This is a genomic window from Afifella pfennigii DSM 17143, from assembly GCF_000688515.1.
GTDB lineage: Bacteria > Pseudomonadota > Alphaproteobacteria > Rhizobiales > Afifellaceae > Afifella > Afifella pfennigii.
This window is the reverse complement of sequence record NZ_JHZK01000014.1, coordinates 1-20,992: the sequence shown is the minus strand read 5'-3', so window position 1 is coordinate 20,992 and position 20,992 is coordinate 1. Positions and strand designations below refer to the sequence as shown.

Sequence of the window (20,992 nt, the reverse complement as noted above, 5' to 3'; positions counted from 1 at the left end):
CAACTCAGACCAGCGCGTGAAGCAGGACGCCGGCAGGTGCCGGCAAACCGAGCAGTTCGACGAAGAAAAGATAGGAAAGGGCGGCGACGCTGAGGCCGAGCAGGAGGGCGTTGCGCCAGGCAAGCCCGCCGAATGCCCTGGAAAAGCCCACGACGAAGACCGGAACCGCGAGATAAAGGCCGATCAGATAGATAAGGATGGCATAAACGACGAGGGAGGAGACGACGTAGAGCGCGCGTCGCGGAACCTCCTTGGCGTCGAAATCGCCCTCCAACGATTCCGGCGCCGCCCCGGGGGTGGTGTCGTGCCGGCCGAGCCGGCCAGGATGGGCCGGATCGCGCCAGTGCCTGGCCAGAAGGCCGATCCGCGTCAGCAACAGGCCGGCAGTGATGTAGAGGAAGATCGTCGGCACCAGGCGGGTATCGGGAGAATAGGAGCCGACATCGGCAAAAAGGACCACGAGCGAGATGCCGATGAGGGCGAGAATGGCGATCTCCGCGAGCGTGGAAGAGCCTATACGCATCGTTCCATCATCTCCGCTTGTGGCAGGGGCGGGGCGGGAAATGGCACCTGAGCTGCCATTTCCCGGCTTGCCGCTTGAGGCTGGCGGTGGCTCGCCCTAGCGGCCGACCAACTCCTTGAGCTCGTCGGCGATGGCGAGGTAGCCGGCCTCGATCTCGGCGACCTTCTCGCCGAATTCCTCGCCGGGGATCACGTTCTTCGGGATCTTGGCGTTGACGCGCCACGCTTCGTATTCCGGGTCGCTCGTCGCCTCTAGGAAAGCCTCCCGCAGGATGGCGAGGACCGGCTCCGGCGTGCCTGGCGTCGTCATCAGGGCGCGCCACTGGCCGAGCACGGGCGGCGCGGTGTCGAATTCCTCCTCCGTGATGCCGACATCCAGCGCCGTCGGCAGGTCCTCGAAGTACTCGATCGGTTCCTTCGACCAGACGAACAGCATCTTCAGGTTCTCGTCTTCTTCGGCGAAGCGGGCCGCGGTGCTGGCGCCGAAGGCGGTGGCCTGCACCTCGCCGCGGGCCATGGCGAGCATCACCTCCGAAGTGCCGGCATAGTGCACGAAGCGCACAGGGATGCCGAGATGGCGCTCATAGACGAAGATGCCTTCGATATGCGCCGTGCTGCCATGCCCCGTCGTGCCGAAGACGATGGGTTTTTCCGCGGCGGCTGCGCGGATGTCGTCGATCGTCTCCCATCCGAGGTCGGAGCGGACCATCAGCCCGGTATCGGCGTAGTAGAGGCTGCCGATGAAGTCGAACTCCGACAGCTTGTAGGTGAGCGATTGTGTGGTGATCTGATTGATGAGGTCGGAAGAGGTGATGGTCTTGACGAGGTTGTAGCCGTTCGGATCGGCGTCCCAGACCGACATCAGCGCGATCCCGCCGCCGGCGCCCGGCCGGTTGACGACGACGACGGAGCTGTCCCCGGGCAGGTGCTTTTCCAGATAGGGGGCGAGCCCGCGCGCATGCAGGTCGAGCCCGCCGCCGGGACTGCGCCCCACGATGATCTCGACGGTTCGGCTTGGGAAATCGCTCGCCTGCGCCGCGGCTGGAGAGGGGATAGCGAAAATCCCAGACGTCGTGCCTGCAATCGCAAGAGCGGCAAGCGTATGCCTTATGCTTCGCTGAGCATTCATCGGCTGTTCCTCCCATGCTTCGTCTCAACTCTGTTTTTGATGCTGTCGCGGAGAGTGTCCGCGATTGTTGAGATCGCATTTAGTGATATCATCTTGTGATCACAAAAAGTGTATTGTCAAGTGAGTTGAGGGTCTTTGGGCAAGAGCGTTGGCGTCATCAGGGGATTCGTGCGCTACAACTGTTCGGCCTTGTCGGTCGCGCGCTGTCGCATCTGCCCAAGCCCTGGGCGCCATCGGCCTTTATTGTCTCAACGCCAAGCAGGCCGTGGATAGATGGGTGAGGTGATCCTGGCGTGGTGAGACGCTTTTTTGCGCCGGCGACCATCTTGACGCCGGTCAAGGCGGAGGTCTTCGCCACCAGCCAAGCTGCGAACCTGGAGGAGGCGCAGATGACCGAGCAAAGCCCACGAGCGCCGGTCAGGAAGGGTGCGGCGAGGTCCAATCTCGGCGACTATGAGCAGGCGCGAGCCCGTTTCACCTGGGCCGAGGCGGAAAAGGCGCTGGCCGGCCTGCCGGGCGGTAAGGGCCTCAATATCGGCTACGAGGCGTCCGACCGGCATGTCGCCGACGGCAGGGGTGGCCACACCGCCATTCGCTGGATCGCCAAGGGCAAGCAGACGCGCGACATAACCTATGCCGAGCTGGCGAGGGCCAGCGCCCGCTTCGCCGCCGCGCTGGCCGGCCTCGGCGTTCAGCCGGGAGAGCGTGTCTTCACGCTTCTCGGCCGCGTGCCGGCGCTTTATGTCAGCGCCCTCGGCACCTGGAAGCGCGGCGCGGTCCTGAGCCCGCTCTTCTCCGCCTTCGGGCCGGAGCCGATCAAGGCGCGCATGCTGATCGCCGAGCCCAGGGTGCTGGTCACCACGGCGCGCTTCTTCAAGCGCAAGGTGGCGCCGGTCCTTTCCGAGCTTCCCTTCCTGAAGACCGTCATCCTTGTCGGCGGGGGCGAGGGCGGCGTCGATTTCGACACCCTTCTGGCGGAGGCGCCGGACGGCTTTGAGGTGGCCCAGACGAAGGCGGAGGACCTGTCGACGCTGCATTTCACCAGCGGCACGACCGGGCGGCCGAAGGGGGCGATGCATGTCCACGGCGCCGCCGCCGCGCATCGGGCAACGGCCGAATTCGCCCTCGATCTGCGCCCCGACGACATCTACTGGTGCACCGCCGATCCCGGCTGGGTCACCGGCACCTCCTACGGCATCATCGCGCCTCTTCTCATCGGCTGCACGCTCATCTCCGACGAGGAGGAGTTCGACGCCGAGCGCTGGTACGAGAACCTGGAGCGCGAGAAGGTGACCGTTTGGTACACCGCCCCGACGGCCATCCGCATGCTGATGAAGGCCGGCCCCGACCTGCCGGGGAAGTTTGATCTGAGCCGCCTGCGCCTCATTGCCAGCGTCGGCGAGCCGCTCAATCCGCAGGCCGTCATTTGGGGCGAGAACGTTCTCGGCCGGCCGATCCACGACAATTGGTGGCAAACGGAGACCGGCGGCATCATGGTCTCCAACTACCTGTCGATGCCGATCCGCCCGGGCTCCATGGGCAAGCCCGTGCCCGGCATCGAGGCGGGCGTCGTGCATCGCGGCGAGGGGGACGAGGTCACCCTCGTCGAGGCACCTGATGAGGAGGGCGAACTGGCGCTGCGCCCCGGCTGGCCCTCGATGTTTCGCGGCTATCTCAACGAGGAGGAGCGCTACGCGAAGTGCTTTGCCGGCGGCTGGTATCTTTCCGGCGATCTCGTCAAGCGCGACGCCGACGGCTATTTCTGGTTCGTCGGCCGCGCCGACGATGTCATCAAGTCGGCCGGCCATCTCATCGGGCCCTTCGAGGTGGAGAGCGTGCTTTTGGAGCATCCTTCCGTCGCCGAAGCCGGCGTCATCGGCATTCCCGACCCGGTGGCGCTGGAGATCGTCAAGGCGTTTGTGGAGCTGCACCATGGGGTGGAGCCGAACGAGGCGCTGAAGAAGGAGCTGCTCGCCCATGCGCGCAGGCGGTTGGGGCCGGCCGTGGCGCCGCGCGACATTGAGTTTCGCGACCATCTGCCGAAGACCCGCTCCGGCAAGATCATGCGCCGGCTCTTGAAGGCGCGCGAGCTGGGTCTGCCGGAAGGCGACACCTCCACCCTGGAGCGCCGGCAATGAGCACGGCGCAGGAGCGCGTCCACCTGAGCCACGAGCATGCGCTTCGTCTGCTGAGAGAGATGCTGCGTATCCGCCGCTTCGAGGAGAAGGCGGCCGAGCTCTATTCGGCGGGCAAGATCCGCGGCTTCCTGCACCTTTATATCGGCGAGGAGGCGAACGCCGTCGGTGTCATGCAGGCGCTGACAGAAGAGGATGCCGTCGTCGCCACCTACCGCGAGCACGGCCATGCCCTCGCCCGCGGCCTGCCGATGGGCGAGGTGATGGCGGAGATGTTCGGAAAGGTGAACGGCTCCAGCCGTGGCCGCGGTGGCTCCATGCACATCTTCTCCGCCCCCCGCCGCTTCTACGGCGGCAACGCCATCGTCGGCGGCGGCCTGCCGCTCGCCGTCGGCCTGGCTCTGGCTGATCGGATGCTCGGGCGAAGCTGCGTCACCGCCTGTTTCTTCGGCGAGGGGGCGGCGGCAGAAGGCGAGTTCCACGAGGCGATGAACCTTGCCGCGCTGTGGCGCCTGCCGGTGCTCTTCGTCTGCGAGAACAATTTCTACGCCATGGGCACGGCGTTGGCGGAATCGGAATCCAATCTCGACATCGCCGCCCATGCCGGCGTCTACGGCGTTCCGGCGGAAGTGGTCGACGGTATGGACGTCGTCGCCGTGGAGGCCGCCGCCCGGCGTGCCGCCCATGCCGTGCGCCAGGGCGAGGGGCCGCGCTTCTTGGAGGCGCGCACCTATCGCTTCCGCGCCCATTCCATGTTCGACCCCGACCTCTACCGCGACAAGGCGGAGGTGGAGGCGTGGAAGGAGCGCGGCCCGATCCTGAAATTCCATGACTGGGCGCTCGGCTCTGGCCTCATCCATGAGAGCGGGGTCGAAGCCTTGGAGAAGGAGATTGCAAGGGAGGTAGAGGCGGCCGTCGCCTTCGCCGAGGGTGGTGCCTGGGAGCCGGTGGAAGATCTCACCCGATACGTCTCGACCGGGGACGAGGCCGCGGCGTGAGCGAGATGCGGCGCATCACCTATCGCGAGGCGGTCCGCGAGGCGCTGCGCGAGGCGTTGTCGCGCGACGAGCGCGTCTTCCTCATGGGCGAGGATGTCGGCGCCTATGGCGGCGCCTATGCCTGCTCGCTCGGTCTTTTAGAGGAGTTCGGACCGGAGCGCATCCGCAACACGCCGCTTGCCGAATCCGGCTTCGTCGGCGCCGGCATCGGCGCGGCGATGAACGGCATGCGCCCCATCGTGGAGATCATGACGATCAATTTCAGCCTCCTGGCCCTCGATCAAATCGTCAACAACGCCGCCACCATCCGGCATATGTCGGGCGGCCAGTTCTCCGTGCCGCTGGTTATCCGCATGGCCACGGGCGCCGGCCGCCAGCTGGCCGCGCAGCATTCGCACAGCTTCGAGTGCTGGTTTGCGCATATCCCCGGCATCCGCGTCGTGGCGCCCGCCCTCGTCGCCGATGCGCGCGGCATGCTGCCGGCCGCACTCGCCGATCCCGACCCGGTCGTCATCATGGAGCATGCCACCCTCTACAACGTGGAGGGCGAGGTGCCGGCCGATGGCGAGCTTGCCGTCGATCTTGACCGCGCCGCCATCCGCCGAGAGGGCACCGACGCCACCATCGTCACCTACAGCGCCAATGTCATGAAGGCGCTCGCTGCCGCCGAGGCGCTGGCGGGGGAGGCTATCGACTGCGAGGTGATCGACCTCAGAAGCCTGCGCCCGATCGACGATGCGACCATCCTTGCCTCGGTGAGGAAGACGCATCGCGCCGTCGTCGTCGATGAGGGCTGGCGCTCCGTCGGCATTGCTGCGGAGATATCCGCCCGCATTCAGGAGCAGGCCTTCTTCGATCTCGACGCGCCGGTGGAGCGGGTCTGTTCGGTGGAGGTGCCGATCCCCTATCCGAGCCATCTGGAGCAGGCGGCGATCCCGCAGCCGGAGACGATCGCCGCCGCCGTCCGCAGGACGCTCAGGCGATGATCGACTTCGCCATGCCCTCGCTCGGCGCCGATATGGACGCCGGCACGCTGGTGGAGTGGTTCATCAAGCCGGGCGATGCGGTGAGGCGCGGCGACATCATCGCGCTGGTGGAGACGCAGAAAGGCGCAATCGAGATCGAGGTTTTTCAGGACGGCCGTCTCGGCGACATCAAGGTGGGGCCCGGCGAAAGGGTGCCGGTGGGCACGGTGCTCGCCACCATCCTGGAGCCGGGCGAGACGGTGCCGTCCCCCGCAGCCGAGACGCCTCCAAGCGCTGTCGAAGAAGCGGCTCCGCCCGCGCCGCTCTCGCCGCGGCCGCCCATGCCGCAGCTGGAAGCGGAGCGGGCTGTGCCCGCGGCGGCACCAGGCGAGGCGGCAGCGACGCGGCCGAGGATCACGCCGGCAGCGCGCCGGCAGGCGGCCGAGAAGGGCATCGATCTCGCCACAGTCTCCCCTGGCGCGGAGGGTGTCATAGGCCTTGCCGAGATCGCCGCTGTCGCTGCGATAAAGCCCGCGCCTGCCGGAGAGACAAGAGCGCGGCGCCCCGGCATCGATCTTGGCGAGATGCGCAAGGCGATCGCCGCCGCCATGAGCCGCTCGCACCGCGACATCCCGCATTATTGGGTGTCGCAGACGATCGATCTGACGGCCCTTTTTGCCTGGCTGGAGGCGGAGAATGCGAAACGGTCTACGGCCGAGCGCCTGCTCTACGCCGCGCCGCTGATCAAGGCGGTGGCCCTGGCGCTGAAGGAACGCCCGGAGCTCAACGGCCATTACGGCGAGGCGGGCTTCGTCCCCGCCGAGCGCGTGCATCTTGGTATCGCCACGGCGCTGCGCGGCGGCGGGCTGGTGGCGCCGGCCCTGCACGATGCCGACAGCATCGGCCTTGAGGAGTTGATGACGAGGCTTGCCGACCTTATCCCGCGCGCCCGCGCCGGGCGCCTGCGCAGCTCCGAGCTGAGCGATGCCAGCGCCACCTTCTCCAATCTCGGCGAGGGCACCTCGGAGGCCATCATGCCGCTCATCTATCCGCCGCAGGTGGCGATCGTCGGCTGCGGGGCGGCGACGCTGCGTCCCTTCGTCGTCGGCGGGAAGGTGGAGGCGAGGCGCCTTCTCACCGTCACCGTTGCCGGCGACCACCGCGTCAGCGACGGGCGTCGGGCGAGCCAGTTCCTCGCCCGCCTGGACGCGCTCTTGCAAAAGCCGGAGGCCTTATGACCGACACCGAGCTTATGGACCTGGTGAGAAAGACGCTCTTCGACGTCGCCCCCGATCTGGAGGGCGAGGAGCTGGAGGCGCGGGAGACCTTCCACGATCAGTTCGAGATCGATTCGATGGATTTCCTCAACTTCGTCATCGGTCTTGCCAAGGCGACCGGCGTGGAAATCCCCGAAAGCGACTATCCCAGGCTGCAGACCCCGGCCGGCGCTGTGGCCTATCTGCGCGCCAACTGGGCGGCGGCATCGACCTGATCCCGGCGGGGCGCCCAGCCGTCTGCGAAACGTTCCGCCTCAGCGCACGATGATGCAGGTGCAGGGGGCGAGATGCGTCACCTTGTGCGACACGCTGCCGAGAAGAAGCCCCTGCAGATCGCCCAGGCCGCGACTGCCCATGACGATGGTATCGGCGCCTTTCTCCTTGGCGGTCTCCACGATGCGGCGGGCCGGATCGCCCTCCACCACCAGCGTCTCGACATCCTCGGCGCCCTTGTCGCGCGCTGCCTTGGCGGCCTCGGCGATGATGTAGTCGGCGGTGCTGCGCAACACATCCGCTTCCGTCATGCGCACATGCTCGATGCGCTGGAACTCAACCAGATCCGGCGGCACGCGCTCGCTGCCATGCACGCGCTGCACATGCACCAGCAAGAGCCGCGCATCGCGCGCCTTGGCGAGGTCGGCGGCATAGCCGAGCGCCTTCAGCGCCTCCTTGGAGCCGTCGGTGGGATGCAGGATCGTCGCGTTTGCCATGGTTGGCGCCTCCTCGCTAGTGCGCCTGATTCCGCGCCGCCGAAGCCTCCGGTGTCGAAGCCTTGAATGTCAAGCAATCTCGCCACTTTAGCGCTTGAGGCGGAGCGCGCCGCCTCAGGCGGCGAGATCCCCCGTCGCAGCAAGCGCCACACCGGCCGCCCGCATCGCCGCCCGCGCCTTCTGGAGGGAGCCCTCAAGGTCGATGGCCCGGCAGGCATCCTCAAGCACGACGACCTGAAAACCCTCGCGCCGACCATCGAGCGCCGACCAGCCGACGCAGAAATCGGTGGCGAGGCCGGCGAGGAACAGGCGCGTGAACCCACGCTCCCGCAGGTAGCCGGCGAGCCCCGTCGGCGTCGTCCTGTCGTTCTCGTAGAAGGCGGAATAGGAATCGATGCCGCGACGAAAGCCCTTGCGAAGGATGAGTTCGGCCGGGACAGTATCGAGATCGGGATGGAAGGCGGCGCCCTTCGTGCCCTGGACACAGTGATCGGGCCAAAGCACCTGTTCGCCATAGGGCGCCTGAACGGTGCCGAAGGGCTCGCCTTCGGCATGCGAGGTGGCGAAGGAATGATGCGCGGAAGGATGCCAGTCCTGCGTCAGCACGATATGGTCGAAGCGGGGCATAAGGGCGTTGATGACCGGCACGACGGCATCGCCGTCCGGCACCGCGAGCGCCCCGCCGGGGCAGAAGTCGTTTTGCACGTCGACAACGAGGAAGGCGTCCTGCCGGCCGATCTGAAATGTGCTCACTTCCAATCCCTCCGTGCTGGTCGTTGCCCTGTCGGGTAGCCTCTGGAACAAGACTTGAGACGAAAGCCCGTGTCCATGACCGAAGCTGAAGGCCCGCGCGGGGAGGCGATCTCCGCCACGCGATCAAAGGAGGAGAAGCAGGCCTCCCGCGCCGGGGAAGGCTGCGGCCGCGATATCCTGCCGGCGACGGGAGCCCTGGCGCTCTTCACCGACCTTTACGAGCTGCGCATGATGCAGGCCTATTTTGCGGAGGGCATGGCAGACACGGCTGTCTTCACGCTCTTCGTGCGCAGCCTGCCGGCGGAACGCAATTACCTGCTTGCCTGCGGCCTTGCTTCCGTCCTCGACTATTTGGAATGCCTGCGCTTCACCGCGGAAGACCTTGATTTCCTGCGCGAGATCGACGGCTTCTCGGAGGAGTTTTTGAGCTATCTGAAGGGCTTCCGTTTCACCGGCGACGTCGATGCGGTGCCGGAGGGCACGCCGGTCTTCGCCAACGAGCCGATCCTGGAGGTCGTCGCGCCCATCGCCGAGGCGCAGCTGATTGAGACGCTGGTGATGAACCAGCTGCACCATCAGACGGTCGTCGCCTCCAAGGCCTCGCGCATCGTGGAGGCGGCCCGGGGACGCCCGGTCGTCGATTTCGGCGCCCGGCGCATGCACGGCATCGACGCGGCGCTGAAGGCGGTGCGGGCCTGCGCCGTGGCGGGCGTTGCCGCCACCTCCAATGTCCTCGGCGCCCGGCATTACGGCCTTGCCGCCTCCGGCACCATGGCGCACAGCTACATCCAGGCCCATGCCGACGAGCTCGGCGCCTTTCGCGGCTTCATGCGGCTTTATCCTGAGACCGTGCTCCTGGTCGATACCTACGACACGCTGCGCGGCGTGGCCCGCGTCATCGAGCTCGCCGGCGAGATGGGGCCTGACTTCAAGGTGAGCGCCGTGCGCCTCGATTCCGGCGACCTTGCCGAGCTTGCCAGGCGCGCGCGCACGATGCTGGACGAGGCGGGGCTGCACAAGGTGCAGATCTTCGCCTCCGGCGGCCTCGACGAATACGCCGTCGCCGAGCTTCTGGCCGCCGGCGCGCCCATCGACGGTTTCGGCGTCGGCACGCGGCTCGGCGTCTCCAGCGACCGGCCGGATCTCGATATCGTCTACAAGCTCGCCGAATATGCCGGCAAGGGGCGCATCAAGCTCTCTACCGGCAAGCCGATCCTGCCTGGCCGCAAGCAGATTTTCCGCCGCGAGGAGGACGGAAGGGCGGTGGAGGACGTCATCGCGCTGGCGCGCGAAAGCCATCCCGGTCGGCCGCTGCTTCAGCCGGTGATGCGCAAGGGCCGGCGCGTCGGCGCCGGCCACGACGATCTCCAGAACGCGCGGGCCAGGGCGGCAAAGGAGCTGGCGCGCCTGCCGGCCTCGCTGCGCGGCGTCGACAAGGCCGAGGACCCCTATCGTGTGACCGCAAGCGAAGAATTGCGCCGGGCGCAGGCGGATATTCGGCAGGGGCTGCTTGCCGAATAGGCCCGCCTGGGCGTTATCTTGGACACCTCGATGACCGGCCCGGGAGGATGCGATGAGCGAGACCGGTGTCTCCGCCCTGGAGCACAGTATCCAGGAGACGGATATCTGGCTGAAGGCCATTCAGAAGGAGCTGCATCTGGAGAACCGTCCGCACGCCTACAATGCGTTGCGGGCGGTGCTGCACGCCTTGCGCGATCGGCTGGTGCCGGAGAGCGCGGTCCATTTCGGCGCCCAGCTGCCCATCGTGGTGCGCGGCATCTATTACGAGGGCTGGCACATGTCCGGCAAGCCGACGGGCGAGCGCAGCGTGCAGGAATTCGCCGACAAGGTGGCCAAAGAGCTGCCGCCGAAATTTGCCATGGACCCCCTGACGGTGACCAGGGGGGTGTTCGCGGCCCTGTCCAAAGAGATGGACGAAGGCGCCATGGCCAAGGTTGTCCAGCAAATGCCGGAGCCGCTGCGCCAGCTCTGGCCGTAACGCGCGGCGCATGGATGAGGGCGGCAGGACCGGCGTGCGAGGCCGTGCCCGCCGCCTTTTGGGATGCGGGTCAGGTGCTTGCCCCGCCGGAAATGACCTACCGGCAGATGTGCCTTGGCGTCATGCCTTTCGTCGGCTGCATGCTGGTGGTCCTGGCGATCGTCTTTTTCTTCCCGATGACGGCGAGTTGGTTGCCGAGCTTCGTCGGCTTCTGAGTTTGGCATGGGCGGCGTTGTCGCTCATGCGGCGATTGCTCGCCTTGCGGTCCCAGGGTTCGGCTTTGAAAGTCGCGTCTGCCCAAAGACTTAACCGCAAAGCCCCATGCCCCATCCGATCTCTCAGCAATGCCGGCGGCTCCGCCGTCTCGCTGTCGCCCTTTGCCTTGCGGCGGCCTTCGCCGTGCCCGCCGCGCCTGCCGCCGCCGATCCGCTCGCCGGCCGCTTCGTTCTCGGCGGCACGCTCTACCACGCGCCCGGCGAGAGCCGGGAGACCCTCCTACTTCCCAAGGGCTTTTCAGACAGCGCCGTGCCCGTGCCGGAAGAGGTCGCCGCGCTCGGCTTTGAGACCGGCGCCAGGGCGGTCTATACCTTCACCCGCTTCTTCTCCTTCGCTTACTGGCCCTATGTCGCCTTTCAGGGCGGCGTGCCGGTCGCGGCCGTTCGCGAAGCGGACGAAGGCATGCGCGAGCTGCCGGCGATGCTGGCTCTCGACAGCCTGCCGCGGCGCGGCACGCTTTCTTATGAGCGTGAGGGCGAGCGCCTTGCCTTGAGCGGCAGCGCCTACGATTCCGAAAAGGCGCGTTTCGAGGATGGCACCACCGGCTTCACCACGCTCAAGATTGACGCGCTCGTCTCGCCGCTCTCCGGCGAGGGCTGTTTCGACGTGAAGGTGCGCCATGCCTTGCGGGCCTATCGCGACGGCGCCTCCGAACCCTTCCAGAGCCGCACCGAGCGCCAGCCTCAAGCCGACCTTGAGGCCTGCCTGGAGGTGGTGGAAAGCCGCGAGCGGCCGGGGCAGGGCCAGGCGCATCTGTTGCGCGTGCATCTGACCGGCGTCGCCGGTCTTTCCAGCGGCGGCGGCGAGGTTGACCAGACCCTTTATGCACTCGGCTTCAGCGGCGAAGGGCCGGCGACGGTCACGGGCGGCGCCTATGTGGCGGCCAGCGGCGATCTCGGTTTCTTCCAGCGCCAGGCGCTGGAGCGGGCGAACCGCTTCGCCGCCGCGCTGGAGGAGAGCGTTCTGGCCCAGAACTACGAGCTCGCCGCCCGGCAAATCCCGCAGCTCAAGGCGCATCTGGCCGATCTTGAGGCCGACGGTGTCGTCTGGCGCTGGCGGCGCCTGCCGACGGAGGCGGGCGTTGAGCGCTACGAGACGCTCGTCCGCGCCACCGAGACCTACCGCCTCGCCTTTATCGAGGCGCAGGAGCGCCTTGCCAAGGTGCAGGAACAGCTGGAGAGGCTGCGCACGGGCTTTTCCGCGAACGTCGTCAAGACCATGCTGCGCAGCACCATCGACTGGCTCGACGTCGTGCCGAGCGATCCCCTCTCCGCGCTCGCCGACTATTCCGACATCGCCGGCGCCCTTTCGCTGACGCAGACGCTGAGGGCCTGGAAGGAGAACGCCGAAGAGGATGCCGGGCTGCTCGTCAGTCAGGTGAGGGCGATCCGCCATTTCGAGGCGCTGGAGCGCGAGCTTGCCGCGCGCGTCGATGAGATCGTCGCGGCCCGCCGGGCTCTGTTTGAGCGCATCGAGGCGATCGGCGAGCGCCGCGTCCTCGACCTGCAGGCGGCGCTCCTGGCAGGTTGAGGGCGACGGGGCCATTGCCGGGGGGATCGTCGCGTTAAACGCCGAAACCGGGCTGCGGTCCTGCCAGCGCTTCGCGGGAAGGGGCCATCCTCACTTGCGCGCCTGCAGGCGGGCGGAGCGCCGGCGCAGGAGCTCGGCCGTCACCAGAAGGGCGATGGCGAGCACGATCATGATGGTGGCGGCCGCCGCGATCGTCGGCGAGATATTCTCGCGGATGCCGGAGAACATCTCGCGCGGCAGCGTGCGCTGGTTCGGCCCGCCGATGAGCAGCACGGTGATCACTTCCTCCATGGAGATGGAGAAGGCGAAGAGACCACCGAAGATGACGCCCGGCGCGATCAGCGGAAAGATGACGCTGCGCGCCACGCGCAGCGGCGAGGCGCCGAGACTGAGCCCGGCGCGGATGAGCGTGCGGTCGAAGCCGGTCAGCGTCGCGCTGACGGTGATGACGACGAAGGGCGTGCCGAGGACGGCATGGGCGAGGATGAGCCCGGTGAAGCTCGCCGTCAGGTCCCAGGGGGCGAAGTAGAAATAAAGCCCCACCGAATAGATGACGATCGGCACGATCATCGGCGCCAGGAGGAAGGCGCCGATGAGCCGCTTGCCGGGAAAGTCGGCGAGCCATAGCCCGGTGGCGGCGAGGGTGCCGAGGACGGTGGCGATCGTCGCCGCCGCCACGCCGATGACGAGGCTGTTGCGGATGGAGGACATCCAGGTGCCGGAAAAGAAAAAATCCTCATACCAGCGCAGCGACACGCCGCGCAGCGGATAGGTGAGGAACTGGCCGTCGTTGAAGGAGAGGGGAACGATGGCGAAGATCGGCGCCACCAGGAAGAAGAAGCCGCCAATGGAGACGACGTAAAGCACGATGCGCCACGCTCTTTCCGTGGCCGTGATGGCGCCCCTCACATCACGCTCCTAATCCCGCCGACGAGGCGGGTATAGATGCTGTAGAGAATGAGGGTCGCCGCCAGGAGCCCCGCGCCAAGCGCGGCGGCCAGCCCCCAGTTCACCGTGTCGGTGGTGTAGAAGGCGATATAGTAGGAGACCATCTGGTCGGCGGCGCCGCCGACGAGCGCCGGGGTGATGTAATAGCCGAGCGCGATGATGAAGACGAGGATGGAGCCGGCTCCGATGCCGGGCATCACCTGTGGGATATAGACCCGCCGGAAGGCGGTGAAGGGCGGCGCGCCGAGCGAGCGCGCGGCGCGCATATAGTCCGGCGGCACCGTGCGCATCACCGCGTAGAGCGGCAGGATCATGAAGGGCAGCAGCACATGCGTCATGGCGATGACGACGCCAGTGCGGTTGTAGACGAGGCGTATGGGCCCGTCGGTGAGGTAGAGAAGCTGCAGGAGCTGGTTGACGAGGCCGTTCTCCTGCAACACCACCACCCATGCGGCGGTGCGCACCAGGAGCGGCGTCCAGAAAGGCAGAAGCACCAGGATCATCAGGAGGTTGGCGCGGTCCTCCGGCAGGCTGGCCAAGAGGTAGGCGATGGGAAAGCCGATGGCCAGGCATAAGAGCGTCACCGAGAGCGCGATGGCGAAGGTGCGCGTGTAGATGGTAAGGTAGATTGCCCGCTCAGCCGGGATCGCCACGATGTCGCCGGCCAGGTTCCGTTGCCGGTCGAGCGTCTGCAGGAGGAAGAAATCGGTGACGGGCCCGGCGGCGCGCCGCATCGCCGCCCAGGTCTCCGCCTCGCCCCATTCGGCGTCGATGGCCAGCATCGCCTCGCGCCAGGAAGCGGGCGTCGCCTCCAGCCGGGCGAGTTGGCGCGCCGTCGACATGACGAGGCTGCGCCCGCCGGAAAGGTCGTAGTTGAGCCGCCGCGCCACCGCGGCGACGGTGCGTTCCTCAAAGGAGCTGGCGAGCTCGGAGCCGAGCGCGGCAAAGACGGTTTCGTCCGGCACGCCATCGCCGCCCGCCCAGTCGTAGGCGCGCATGGCCGCGGCGGTCTGCGGCCAGGTCTCCATGAGTTCGGTGTCGACGAAGCTGCGTTGCAGCATGCCGGCGATCGGCGCGGCGAAGAACACCGCGACGAAGACCAGGAGCGGCACGACGAGCAGAAAGGCGCGCAGCTTCCTGCGGCGCTCGGCGCGCGCAAGGCTTCGCTTCAGGGACCGCGCCTGGCGCGGTCCCGACATCAAAGTCGCTGGCATGGAGAGAGCTAGTTGGTTGCGGCCCAGCGTCCCCAGCGCTCGGTCAGCTTGTCGATATTCTCAATCCAGAAAGTATCGGAGATCTGCAGCGCGTTCTTCATGTTCTCGTCCGCGGTCGGTAGTTCGGCGACCCGCTCGGCGGGGATCATCGAGTTGGCCTTTTTGCTACTGACGCCATAGGCGATGGCGACCGGAAGCTTGGCCTGGTTTTCCGCCTTTCCGACGAAATCGAGAAAGTCGTACGCGGCATCGAGATTCTCCGAGCCCGCGAGGATCACCCAGGAATCCAGCGTGAACAGGCTCTCGTTCCAGACGATGCCGAAATTGCGTCCGTCGTTCTTGTTCGCCGCGTCGATGCGCCCGTTATAGACGGAGGTCATCGCCACCTCGCCGGAAGCCAGAAGCTGCGGCGGCTGCGCCCCGGCCTCCCAGAAGATGAGGTCGGATTTGATGGCGTCGAGCTTGGCGAAGGCGCGCTCGATGCCTTCCTCCGTCTCCAGCATGGCATAGACTTCCTGCGGTGCCACGCCGTCGGCCATCAAGGCGATCTCCAGATTGGTCTTCGGCCCGTTCCTGAGGGCGCGTTTGCCCGGATAGGCTTCCAGATCGAAGAAGTCCGCCCAGCCGTTCGGCGCCTCGGCGATCTCGTCCTTGTCGTAGCCGAGGACGAAATTGTAGACGATGGCGCCGACCCCGCAGGGATGCACCGCCGCCTCGATGTAGCTGTCTTTGCCGCCGATCCTGTCCCAGTCGAGCTCCTCGTAGAGGCCCTCGTCGCAGCCGAGCTGCAGCTCCTCCGATTCCACCTGGACGACGTCCCAGGTGGCGTTGCCGCCTTCCACCTGCGCGCGCAACACGCCGATGCCGCCGTCCCAGCTCTCCTCCACGAGGTCGATATCGCTCGCCGCCTCGAAAGGCTCAAAATACACCTCTCGCTGGGCGTCCTGATAGGCGCCGCCCCATGAGGTCACTGTCACCTGCTGGGCGGCGGCAAGGCTCGTGCCGGCAAGTAGCAGCGCACCGAGAGCCGCAAGCAGCGTGGTCCGTTGGGTCATAATTCCTCCCTTTTCCATATCCCCTTGTAAGGGAGCGCGTTTTTCCTCCGCGCCGGGCCGATCGTCGCCGAGAGCGAGCTTGCGTGCAATGGCTTTGATGGCGAAGCAGCGCCGCAGCCTCGCCCGGCGATGCGCCAAGCCGCCGCGCTGAGCCGGATGATGGCTTTCCGATCGGGCGGCGTATAAGCCGCTTCGCCGGGGCATGAGCGCCTGAGTTCACGGTCGTCGCCAGTCTCCCAGAGCATAAGTCCGATTGGTGCCGGGACGACGGCGCCGAAAGGCGCTACAGCTGAGCCCCCATGTCTGAGAAGCTCCCCCGCCTTTCGCTGATCGTCCTTGGCGGCACGATCACCATGACCCGCTCCGAAACTGGCGGCATCGTGCCGACGCTGACGGCCGAAAGCCTGCTTGCTGCCGTGCCCCAATTGGCGGATGTGGCTGACGTTGTGCCGGCCTCGCCGTTCCAAAAGCCGGGTGCTTCGCTCACCCTCACCGACCTTGCGCAGGTGGCGCGCCTCATCGCGGAGGGGCGAAAAGACGGCATCGACGGCTTTGTCGTCGTGCAGGGCACGGACACGATCGAGGAAACCGCCTTCGTGCTCGACCATATCGTCGGCGGCGATGAGCCGGTCGTCGTCACTGGGGCAATGCGCGGTCCGCAGGCGGCAGGCGCGGACGGGCCGGCCAATCTTCTCGCTTCCGCCATCGTCGCCGGTTCGGACCAGGCACGCGGGCGCGGTGCCCTCGTCGTACTCAATGACGAGATCCATGCAGCGCGTTTCGTCACCAAGCGACATACCGCGCTTACCTCCGCCTTTCGCTCCAGCTTCTGTGGCCCGGTGGGGATCGTCTGCGAAGGCGATGCGGTCTTTTTCGCCGCGCTGCAGCGCGCGCCGTTTCTGCAGCTTCCGGGGGACGTGATGGCACCGCCGGTGGCCATACTTGCCGCAGGTCTGGGCGATGACGGGCGTCTTATTCCTATCTTGCCGGGTGCGGGCTTCAAGGGGGCCGTTGTGGAGGCGATGGGCGCCGGCCACGTACCGCAGGATTGGTCGCCCCGCATGGGTGAGCTTGCAGCGAGAATGCCGGTGATCCTGGCGACGCGCGTGGCGGACGGTCCCGTCTTTCGCCGTACCTACGGCTTCGAAGGCTCCGAACGGGACCTCATCGCCAAAGGACTCATCCCCGCCGGATGTCTTTCGGCCGCCAAGGCCAGGCTTCTGTTGCAAATCCTTCTGGCAAGTGGCGTCGGAAAGGACGAGATCGCGGCCAGCTTCGCCTCCGCCTCAGCCCTCGCCGATCAAAGGCGCATCCAACTCGGTGGGATGAAGACGCTGTCGGCGTAGGGCTGCGGCGAGAGAATCCGCTGCTCGCCGTTCTGGATTTGGAAGACGAGCTGCGCCTGGCTGATGGAAGGGTCGGCGGTATCGTCGGGAAAGGCGAGCCCGACCTGGCCCGGCGTGCCGAAGAAATAGGAGCCGTTAGCGCCGCGATGCACGCTGGTGCGTAGATCGGCGATCACCTTGTCGAACTGCCGCGCGCCGCCGGCGCGCGACCAGGCCCCCGCCAGGATGTGAATGCGGTCATAGGCGATGCTGGCATGCGAGCGGCCGGCGGCATGGCCATGGAGCGCCTGGTAGCGGCGGGCGAAATCGCGGCCCAGCCGGTCCGAATAGAGCCCGGTCGTCGTTGCCCACACGACGCCCTCCGCCGCCGCGCCGAGCTCTTGGCGGAAAGCCGGCACGGAGGGGCTGTAGAGCATGTAGACGAGCGCCGGCAGCGGCTGGCGCCGAAAGGCGCGTTGGAAGGCGATGCCGTCCTCGGCGAAATAGGAAGCCAGCACCACCAGGCTCGGATCGAGCCGATGCAGCCGGGCGATGACTGCGCGCCAGTCGATGTCGGAGATGGCGAGGTCCGAGATGATCTCCATCTGCCATCCCCGTCGCGCGAGGCCGGCATCGATCCTCTCCAGCCCGACATTGAGGCCCGGCCAGTGCGGCTGGATGATCGCCAGGCGCTTGTTGCGCGGCTTCCAGCTTCCCGGTTGCGTGAGCTCGCCGAGGAAGCGCACGAGACCGGCGCCATAGGTCACGTCGCTGGCGCAGACCTGGAAGATGTTGCCGAGGCGGCCCGGCTCCTGGCGCACTGGTTCGACGGCGCTCTGCATCGTGGCCGCGTGCAGATAGGGTGCGCCGAACTCCGCGACGAGATCGTGGATCGCCGGTTCGGCGCAGGAATAGCCGCCGGTGATGGCGTCGACATCCTTCTCGATGAGCTCGCTATAGCTGTCGATCACCGATGCTCTGTCGCCGACGTCGCAGTCGCTGACGACAAGGCGCAATTCGCGGCCGAGGATGCCGCCGCGGGCATTGATCTCCGTAACCGCCATCCTGGCGCCGTTGAGCATCTGCGCGGCGTCCAGCGCGCCGCGCCCGCTGAGCGCCAGCGGCATGCCGACGAGGACGGGCCGGCGGGAAAGGATGCGCGGCTTGGGCTCGGTTCCGGGCGTGTCGAGGCGCTGGGCGATGGCCTCGATCTCTCCCGTCGGCAGAGGCGCGCCGATGCCGCCTCCGGGCGTCGGCAGCCGCAGATAGCCCCGGTCGATCGCCATCGCCGCGGCGCCGGCGCGTGTGGCGATCTCCGTCTTGGCGAAGATGTTCTCCACATGCTTGGTGATCGTTCTGGGGCTCACCGCCAGACGGGTGGCGATGGCCTCGTTGCCGAGCCCGGCCGCAAGCAGCGTCAGAACGTCGAGCTCGCGCAAGGTCAGCGCGAAGGGCGGCGCGATATCCTCGATCTCCACGCCCGTCCGGGGCGTTGGTGAAGGATCCGCTTCGCGGGAAAGGCGCACCGACATCCAGCCCTTGTCGCGGCCGATCCAGATGAAGCTGGCCTGCCGGCGCTCCGAGAAGAGCAGCGCCCTGGCGTAGGTCGCGATCTCGCCGTCGGCTTCGACGCGCGCAAGGCCTGAACGGCTGTCGAACTGTGCCAGCTCGCCGCCGGCGCTCACATAGGCCCGTGCCGGCCATTCGGCCTTCGCCCTGTCGAACGAGGATGCAACCGACACTTCTTGCCGATCTCCAACCACCGCAAGGCGCCCCGTCGTAGCGCTCGCCCCATTCGGACGGGCCTCGGTCGACGGGCCCGCGATCCATCCTTCTTGATCTAATGCGCAAAAGGCTCCTCTGCCATGGCCGAGTGGCCGGGCCCTGGGGCGAGGTCGGGCAGCGCCGCGGATATGGCCTGAAAGGCGACGGTGCGCCAAAAGCGGGGCGGCGCCCGGCGCCGCCCCGCCCCAAGGCGAGGATTGCGGCGGGCGACGAGGGCCGTCCGCCGGAACTTTGTGGCGCGGCCTATTTGCCGGGCCAGTTATAGTCGGAAGGCATCGCCTCCACGCCGCGCGCATCCGGCAGCGCCATGGCGTAGATGCCGTTTGGCACGTGCCGGTAGCCGTAATCGAAGATGTCCTTCCACCGGCGCAGCACCGCGTCTGTGTCCGACATGCCTTCTTGCGCGCCGGTATAGGCGAGCGCCGGGAAGTCATCGAGATACCAGCTGACGGGAATCTCCAGCACCTTGCTGGCCGGCCCGGCGACGTTGCCCTTCTCCCAGCGCACCTGCCAGCGCTGCGGCCGGTAGGGGACGAGATCGCGCGCCATCAGGCTGCTGTCGTAGAGAAAGCCGCTCTCCTCCACGAGATCGAGCGTGTTGTCGCTGTAATCCCAATAGGGCGAGCGATAGCCGACCGGGCGCGCGCCGAGCTGGTCCTTGTAGGTCTTGAAGGCGAGATCGAGGAGGCGCTTTTCCGTCTCGCGCCCGATCAGCGTCGGGTTCTCGTGGTAATAGCCGTGATGGCCGAGCTCGTGGCCTTCCTCCATGAACCGCCTGCAGATTTCGGGGAAGGTGTCGACGGTGTGGGCGGGGGTGAAGAAGGTCGAGGTGATCCCGTGCGCCTTGAAAAGGTCGAGGATCCTCGGCATGCCGACTGCGGCGCCGAACTCGCCGCGCGACATGTAGGAGGGGCTGGGACGGTTGAAGCCGCCGAGCCACAGCGACTGAGCGTCGAAATCGACGCCGAGATTGACGGCGATCTTCTTGCCGGCGGGAAGTTTGAGCGTTCCCATGAAGCTCTCCTTTTGAGGTTGAGGGGGCACGGCTGGGCGCGGCCGCGACGCGCGTCGGGCCCTGCGAATGCTTGCTTGTCCTGCGTGGTGCCTGTGGCGGCGCGGCCGGTCAGCTGATGTGGGAGGGCCACTTGCGATAGAGGTCGGCCCGCCGGCGCCGGTCCTTGTAGGTCGTCGCCGCGCCGCTCTCGCGGTTGTCGTAGAGCTTGTCGAGATCGACGGTGCCGATGGCAACGCCCTCCTCGTTGGTCGCCGCTTCCGCGACGATGCCGGCGGGGTTGTCCCAGATGAGGTCGCAGGGGCTGAGCACGGAGCTGCGTGCCCAGCCGTTCGGCAGCGGACCGCCCGGCTGGCCGCCGAGGCAGCAATGCGCGACATAGACCTGGTTCTCGATGGCGCGGGCCTGGGCGCAGTGGCGAACCCGCCAGAAGCCCTGTTCGGTGAAGGTCGCCGAGGGTGAGAGGATGATCTCCGCGCCCTGCTCGGTGAGCGAGGCCGCCGCCTCCGGGATCTCCGCCTCGTAACAGATGTTGAAGCCGACCTTGGCGAAAGGCAGTTGGAAAGCCTGCATCGCATCGCCCTCGGCCGTCGACCAATCCGCCTCGGCCGGGAAGATATGCGTCTTGGCATGCTGATGAACGGTGCCGTCGGGGCAGAAGATGAAGCCGATATTCTCAAAGCGGTTGCCGACGGACATCAGATGCGAGCCGCCGACGATGTGCTGGCCCCTTTGCCGCGCCTCCTCCTTGAACAAGCTCAGATAGTCGTTGGTGAAGCGGTCGATCTCGATGAGCTCGGAGATGGGCCGTTCCCGCCAGTCGCTGAGGAGGGTGAAGAGCTCGATGGTGAACAGTTCCGGAAAGAGGACGAGGTCGGCGCCGGCGGCCTCCTCGAGGAGGGCGCGCACGCGCTGACGGAACTCCTCCACGTCGTTGATCGGGCGCACCAGATACTGGCAGGTCGCAACCGTGACGTCGCGTGACATGGCATCCTCTCCTGTTGTCGGCTCGCGGGCGAGCTTGCCTTTATTGGGCGAGCCGGCGCGTTGGCCTTAAGAGGCTAGAGCATCTTCGATGAACTTAGAGTCGGTTTGAGGCTTCACGCGGTCTGGCTTGTCTGATTCGATGCTGCTGGTGATTTGCCAGGAGGTGAAGATGTCGAGGAGCCTGAGCGGCGACCTTCGCGGCCGTGTGATCGCGGCGATTGAGGATGGAGTTTCGACGCGCGAGGCGGCGCGGCGCTTTTGCATCGGGATCTCGACGGCCGGGGCCTGGTATCGCCGCTATCGCGAGACCGGCGAGACGGAGGCTCGCAAGCAGGGCCAGCCGTCACGCTCCAAGCTCGATGCGCACGAGGC

General features: G+C 66.9%; 21 protein-coding genes. 11 read left to right on the top strand and 10 right to left on the bottom strand.

What is annotated here, in order from left to right; all coding sequences use genetic code 11:
* Window positions 1–4: 4 nt before the first annotated feature.
* The gene (locus Q331_RS21205; protein ID WP_034491906.1) at window positions 5–523 is read right to left on the bottom strand and encodes a tripartite tricarboxylate transporter TctB family protein; all 519 of its coding nucleotides are present in this window, start codon (window positions 521–523) and stop codon (window positions 5–7) included.
* A 96-nt stretch (window positions 524–619) separates the two neighbouring features.
* Entirely contained in the window at window positions 620–1,516 is an 897-nt protein-coding gene (locus Q331_RS0111160; RefSeq protein WP_026380750.1) for a tripartite tricarboxylate transporter substrate binding protein, read from the bottom strand.
* A 431-nt stretch (window positions 1,517–1,947) separates the two neighbouring features.
* Here Q331_RS0111160 and acsA point away from each other — a divergent pair, with 431 nt between their 5' ends.
* Genes acsA through Q331_RS0111135 form a run of 5 tightly spaced genes read left to right on the top strand, consistent with a single transcriptional unit; the run spans window position 1,948 to window position 7,241 of the window.
* Complete coding sequence (gene acsA / locus Q331_RS21200) at window positions 1,948–3,789, top strand: acetate--CoA ligase (protein ID WP_245615612.1); 1,842 nt, start codon at window positions 1,948–1,950, stop codon at window positions 3,787–3,789.
* Window positions 3,786–4,784 carry a pyruvate dehydrogenase (acetyl-transferring) E1 component subunit alpha gene (gene pdhA / locus Q331_RS0111150; RefSeq protein ID WP_026380749.1) on the top strand — a complete coding sequence of 333 codons (999 nt, stop codon included), beginning with the start codon at window positions 3,786–3,788 and terminating at the stop codon, window positions 4,782–4,784. Before acsA ends, pdhA begins: the two co-directional genes overlap by 4 nt.
* A 5-nt stretch (window positions 4,785–4,789) precedes the next feature.
* The gene (locus Q331_RS0111145; RefSeq protein WP_026380748.1) at window positions 4,790–5,770 is read left to right on the top strand and encodes an alpha-ketoacid dehydrogenase subunit beta; all 981 of its coding nucleotides are present in this window, start codon (window positions 4,790–4,792) and stop codon (window positions 5,768–5,770) included.
* A complete protein-coding gene (locus Q331_RS0111140; protein ID WP_026380747.1) occupies window positions 5,767–6,987 on the top strand; it encodes a dihydrolipoamide acetyltransferase family protein in 1,221 nt (406 codons plus the stop codon). The genes Q331_RS0111145 and Q331_RS0111140 overlap by 4 nt, the downstream gene beginning before the upstream one ends.
* The gene (locus Q331_RS0111135; protein ID WP_026380746.1) at window positions 6,984–7,241 is read left to right on the top strand and encodes an acyl carrier protein; all 258 of its coding nucleotides are present in this window, start codon (window positions 6,984–6,986) and stop codon (window positions 7,239–7,241) included. Before Q331_RS0111140 ends, Q331_RS0111135 begins: the two co-directional genes overlap by 4 nt.
* Window positions 7,242–7,280: 39 nt before the next feature.
* Here Q331_RS0111135 and Q331_RS0111130 read toward each other — a convergent pair whose 3' ends face one another.
* Together Q331_RS0111130 and pncA are read right to left on the bottom strand one after the other, a co-directional pair.
* Window positions 7,281–7,736 (bottom strand): universal stress protein, encoded by a 456-nt coding sequence (locus Q331_RS0111130; RefSeq protein ID WP_026380745.1) that lies wholly within the window; start codon window positions 7,734–7,736, stop codon window positions 7,281–7,283.
* A gap of 114 nt (window positions 7,737–7,850) precedes the next feature.
* Window positions 7,851–8,489, bottom strand: coding sequence for a bifunctional nicotinamidase/pyrazinamidase (pncA, locus tag Q331_RS0111125; RefSeq protein ID WP_245615610.1), 639 nt, complete (start codon window positions 8,487–8,489; stop codon window positions 7,851–7,853).
* A gap of 75 nt (window positions 8,490–8,564) precedes the next feature.
* Here pncA and Q331_RS0111120 point away from each other — a divergent pair, with 75 nt between their 5' ends.
* From Q331_RS0111120 to Q331_RS0111105, 4 genes are all read left to right on the top strand, one after another.
* On the top strand, window positions 8,565–10,010 hold the full coding sequence (locus Q331_RS0111120) for a nicotinate phosphoribosyltransferase (protein ID WP_084174999.1): 1,446 nt from the start codon (window positions 8,565–8,567) through the stop codon (window positions 10,008–10,010).
* A gap of 52 nt (window positions 10,011–10,062) precedes the next feature.
* Window positions 10,063–10,488: a DUF2267 domain-containing protein gene (locus tag Q331_RS0111115; protein WP_026380742.1), complete on the top strand. Its 426-nt coding sequence runs from the start codon at window positions 10,063–10,065 to the stop codon at window positions 10,486–10,488.
* Window positions 10,489–10,532: 44 nt separating this feature from the next.
* Window positions 10,533–10,703: a hypothetical protein gene (locus Q331_RS21195; RefSeq protein WP_156953327.1), complete on the top strand. Its 171-nt coding sequence runs from the start codon at window positions 10,533–10,535 to the stop codon at window positions 10,701–10,703.
* Between the two features lie 106 nt (window positions 10,704–10,809).
* Window positions 10,810–12,294, top strand: coding sequence for a hypothetical protein (locus Q331_RS0111105; RefSeq protein ID WP_026380741.1), 1,485 nt, complete (start codon window positions 10,810–10,812; stop codon window positions 12,292–12,294).
* A 90-nt stretch (window positions 12,295–12,384) separates the two neighbouring features.
* Here Q331_RS0111105 and Q331_RS0111100 read toward each other — a convergent pair whose 3' ends face one another.
* The 3 genes from Q331_RS0111100 to Q331_RS0111090 are packed head-to-tail and all read right to left on the bottom strand — an operon-like array spanning window position 12,385 to window position 15,511.
* Window positions 12,385–13,203, bottom strand: coding sequence for an ABC transporter permease (locus Q331_RS0111100; RefSeq protein ID WP_026380740.1), 819 nt, complete (start codon window positions 13,201–13,203; stop codon window positions 12,385–12,387).
* Window positions 13,200–14,456, bottom strand: a complete 1,257-nt coding sequence (locus Q331_RS0111095) for an ABC transporter permease (protein WP_026380739.1) — start codon at window positions 14,454–14,456, stop codon at window positions 13,200–13,202. The genes Q331_RS0111100 and Q331_RS0111095 overlap by 4 nt, the downstream gene beginning before the upstream one ends.
* Before the next feature lie 8 nt (window positions 14,457–14,464).
* Window positions 14,465–15,511: an ABC transporter substrate-binding protein gene (locus Q331_RS0111090; protein WP_026380738.1), complete on the bottom strand. Its 1,047-nt coding sequence runs from the start codon at window positions 15,509–15,511 to the stop codon at window positions 14,465–14,467.
* 299 nt (window positions 15,512–15,810) lie between these two features.
* On the opposite strand from Q331_RS0111090, the gene Q331_RS21190 reads away from it, so the two are divergent.
* Window positions 15,811–16,857 (top strand): asparaginase, encoded by a 1,047-nt coding sequence (locus tag Q331_RS21190; protein ID WP_051631056.1) that lies wholly within the window; start codon window positions 15,811–15,813, stop codon window positions 16,855–16,857.
* On the opposite strand, the gene Q331_RS0111080 is transcribed toward Q331_RS21190, so the two are convergent.
* The 3 genes from Q331_RS0111080 to Q331_RS0111070 form a co-directional block, all read right to left on the bottom strand.
* A complete protein-coding gene (locus tag Q331_RS0111080) occupies window positions 16,812–18,578 on the bottom strand; it encodes an ABC transporter substrate-binding protein (protein ID WP_026380737.1) in 1,767 nt (588 codons plus the stop codon). The two genes, Q331_RS21190 and Q331_RS0111080, sit on opposite strands and share 46 nt — an antisense overlap.
* Before the next feature lie 286 nt (window positions 18,579–18,864).
* Entirely contained in the window at window positions 18,865–19,635 is a 771-nt protein-coding gene (locus tag Q331_RS21185; protein WP_084174997.1) for a polysaccharide deacetylase family protein, read from the bottom strand.
* Between the two features lie 109 nt (window positions 19,636–19,744).
* Complete coding sequence (locus Q331_RS0111070; protein WP_026380736.1) at window positions 19,745–20,620, bottom strand: carbon-nitrogen hydrolase family protein; 876 nt, start codon at window positions 20,618–20,620, stop codon at window positions 19,745–19,747.
* A 169-nt stretch (window positions 20,621–20,789) separates the two neighbouring features.
* Between Q331_RS0111070 and Q331_RS0111065 the strand changes: the two genes are divergently transcribed.
* On the top strand, window positions 20,790–20,992 hold a 203-nt coding region (locus tag Q331_RS0111065; RefSeq protein ID WP_026380364.1), incomplete at its 3' end, for a helix-turn-helix domain-containing protein.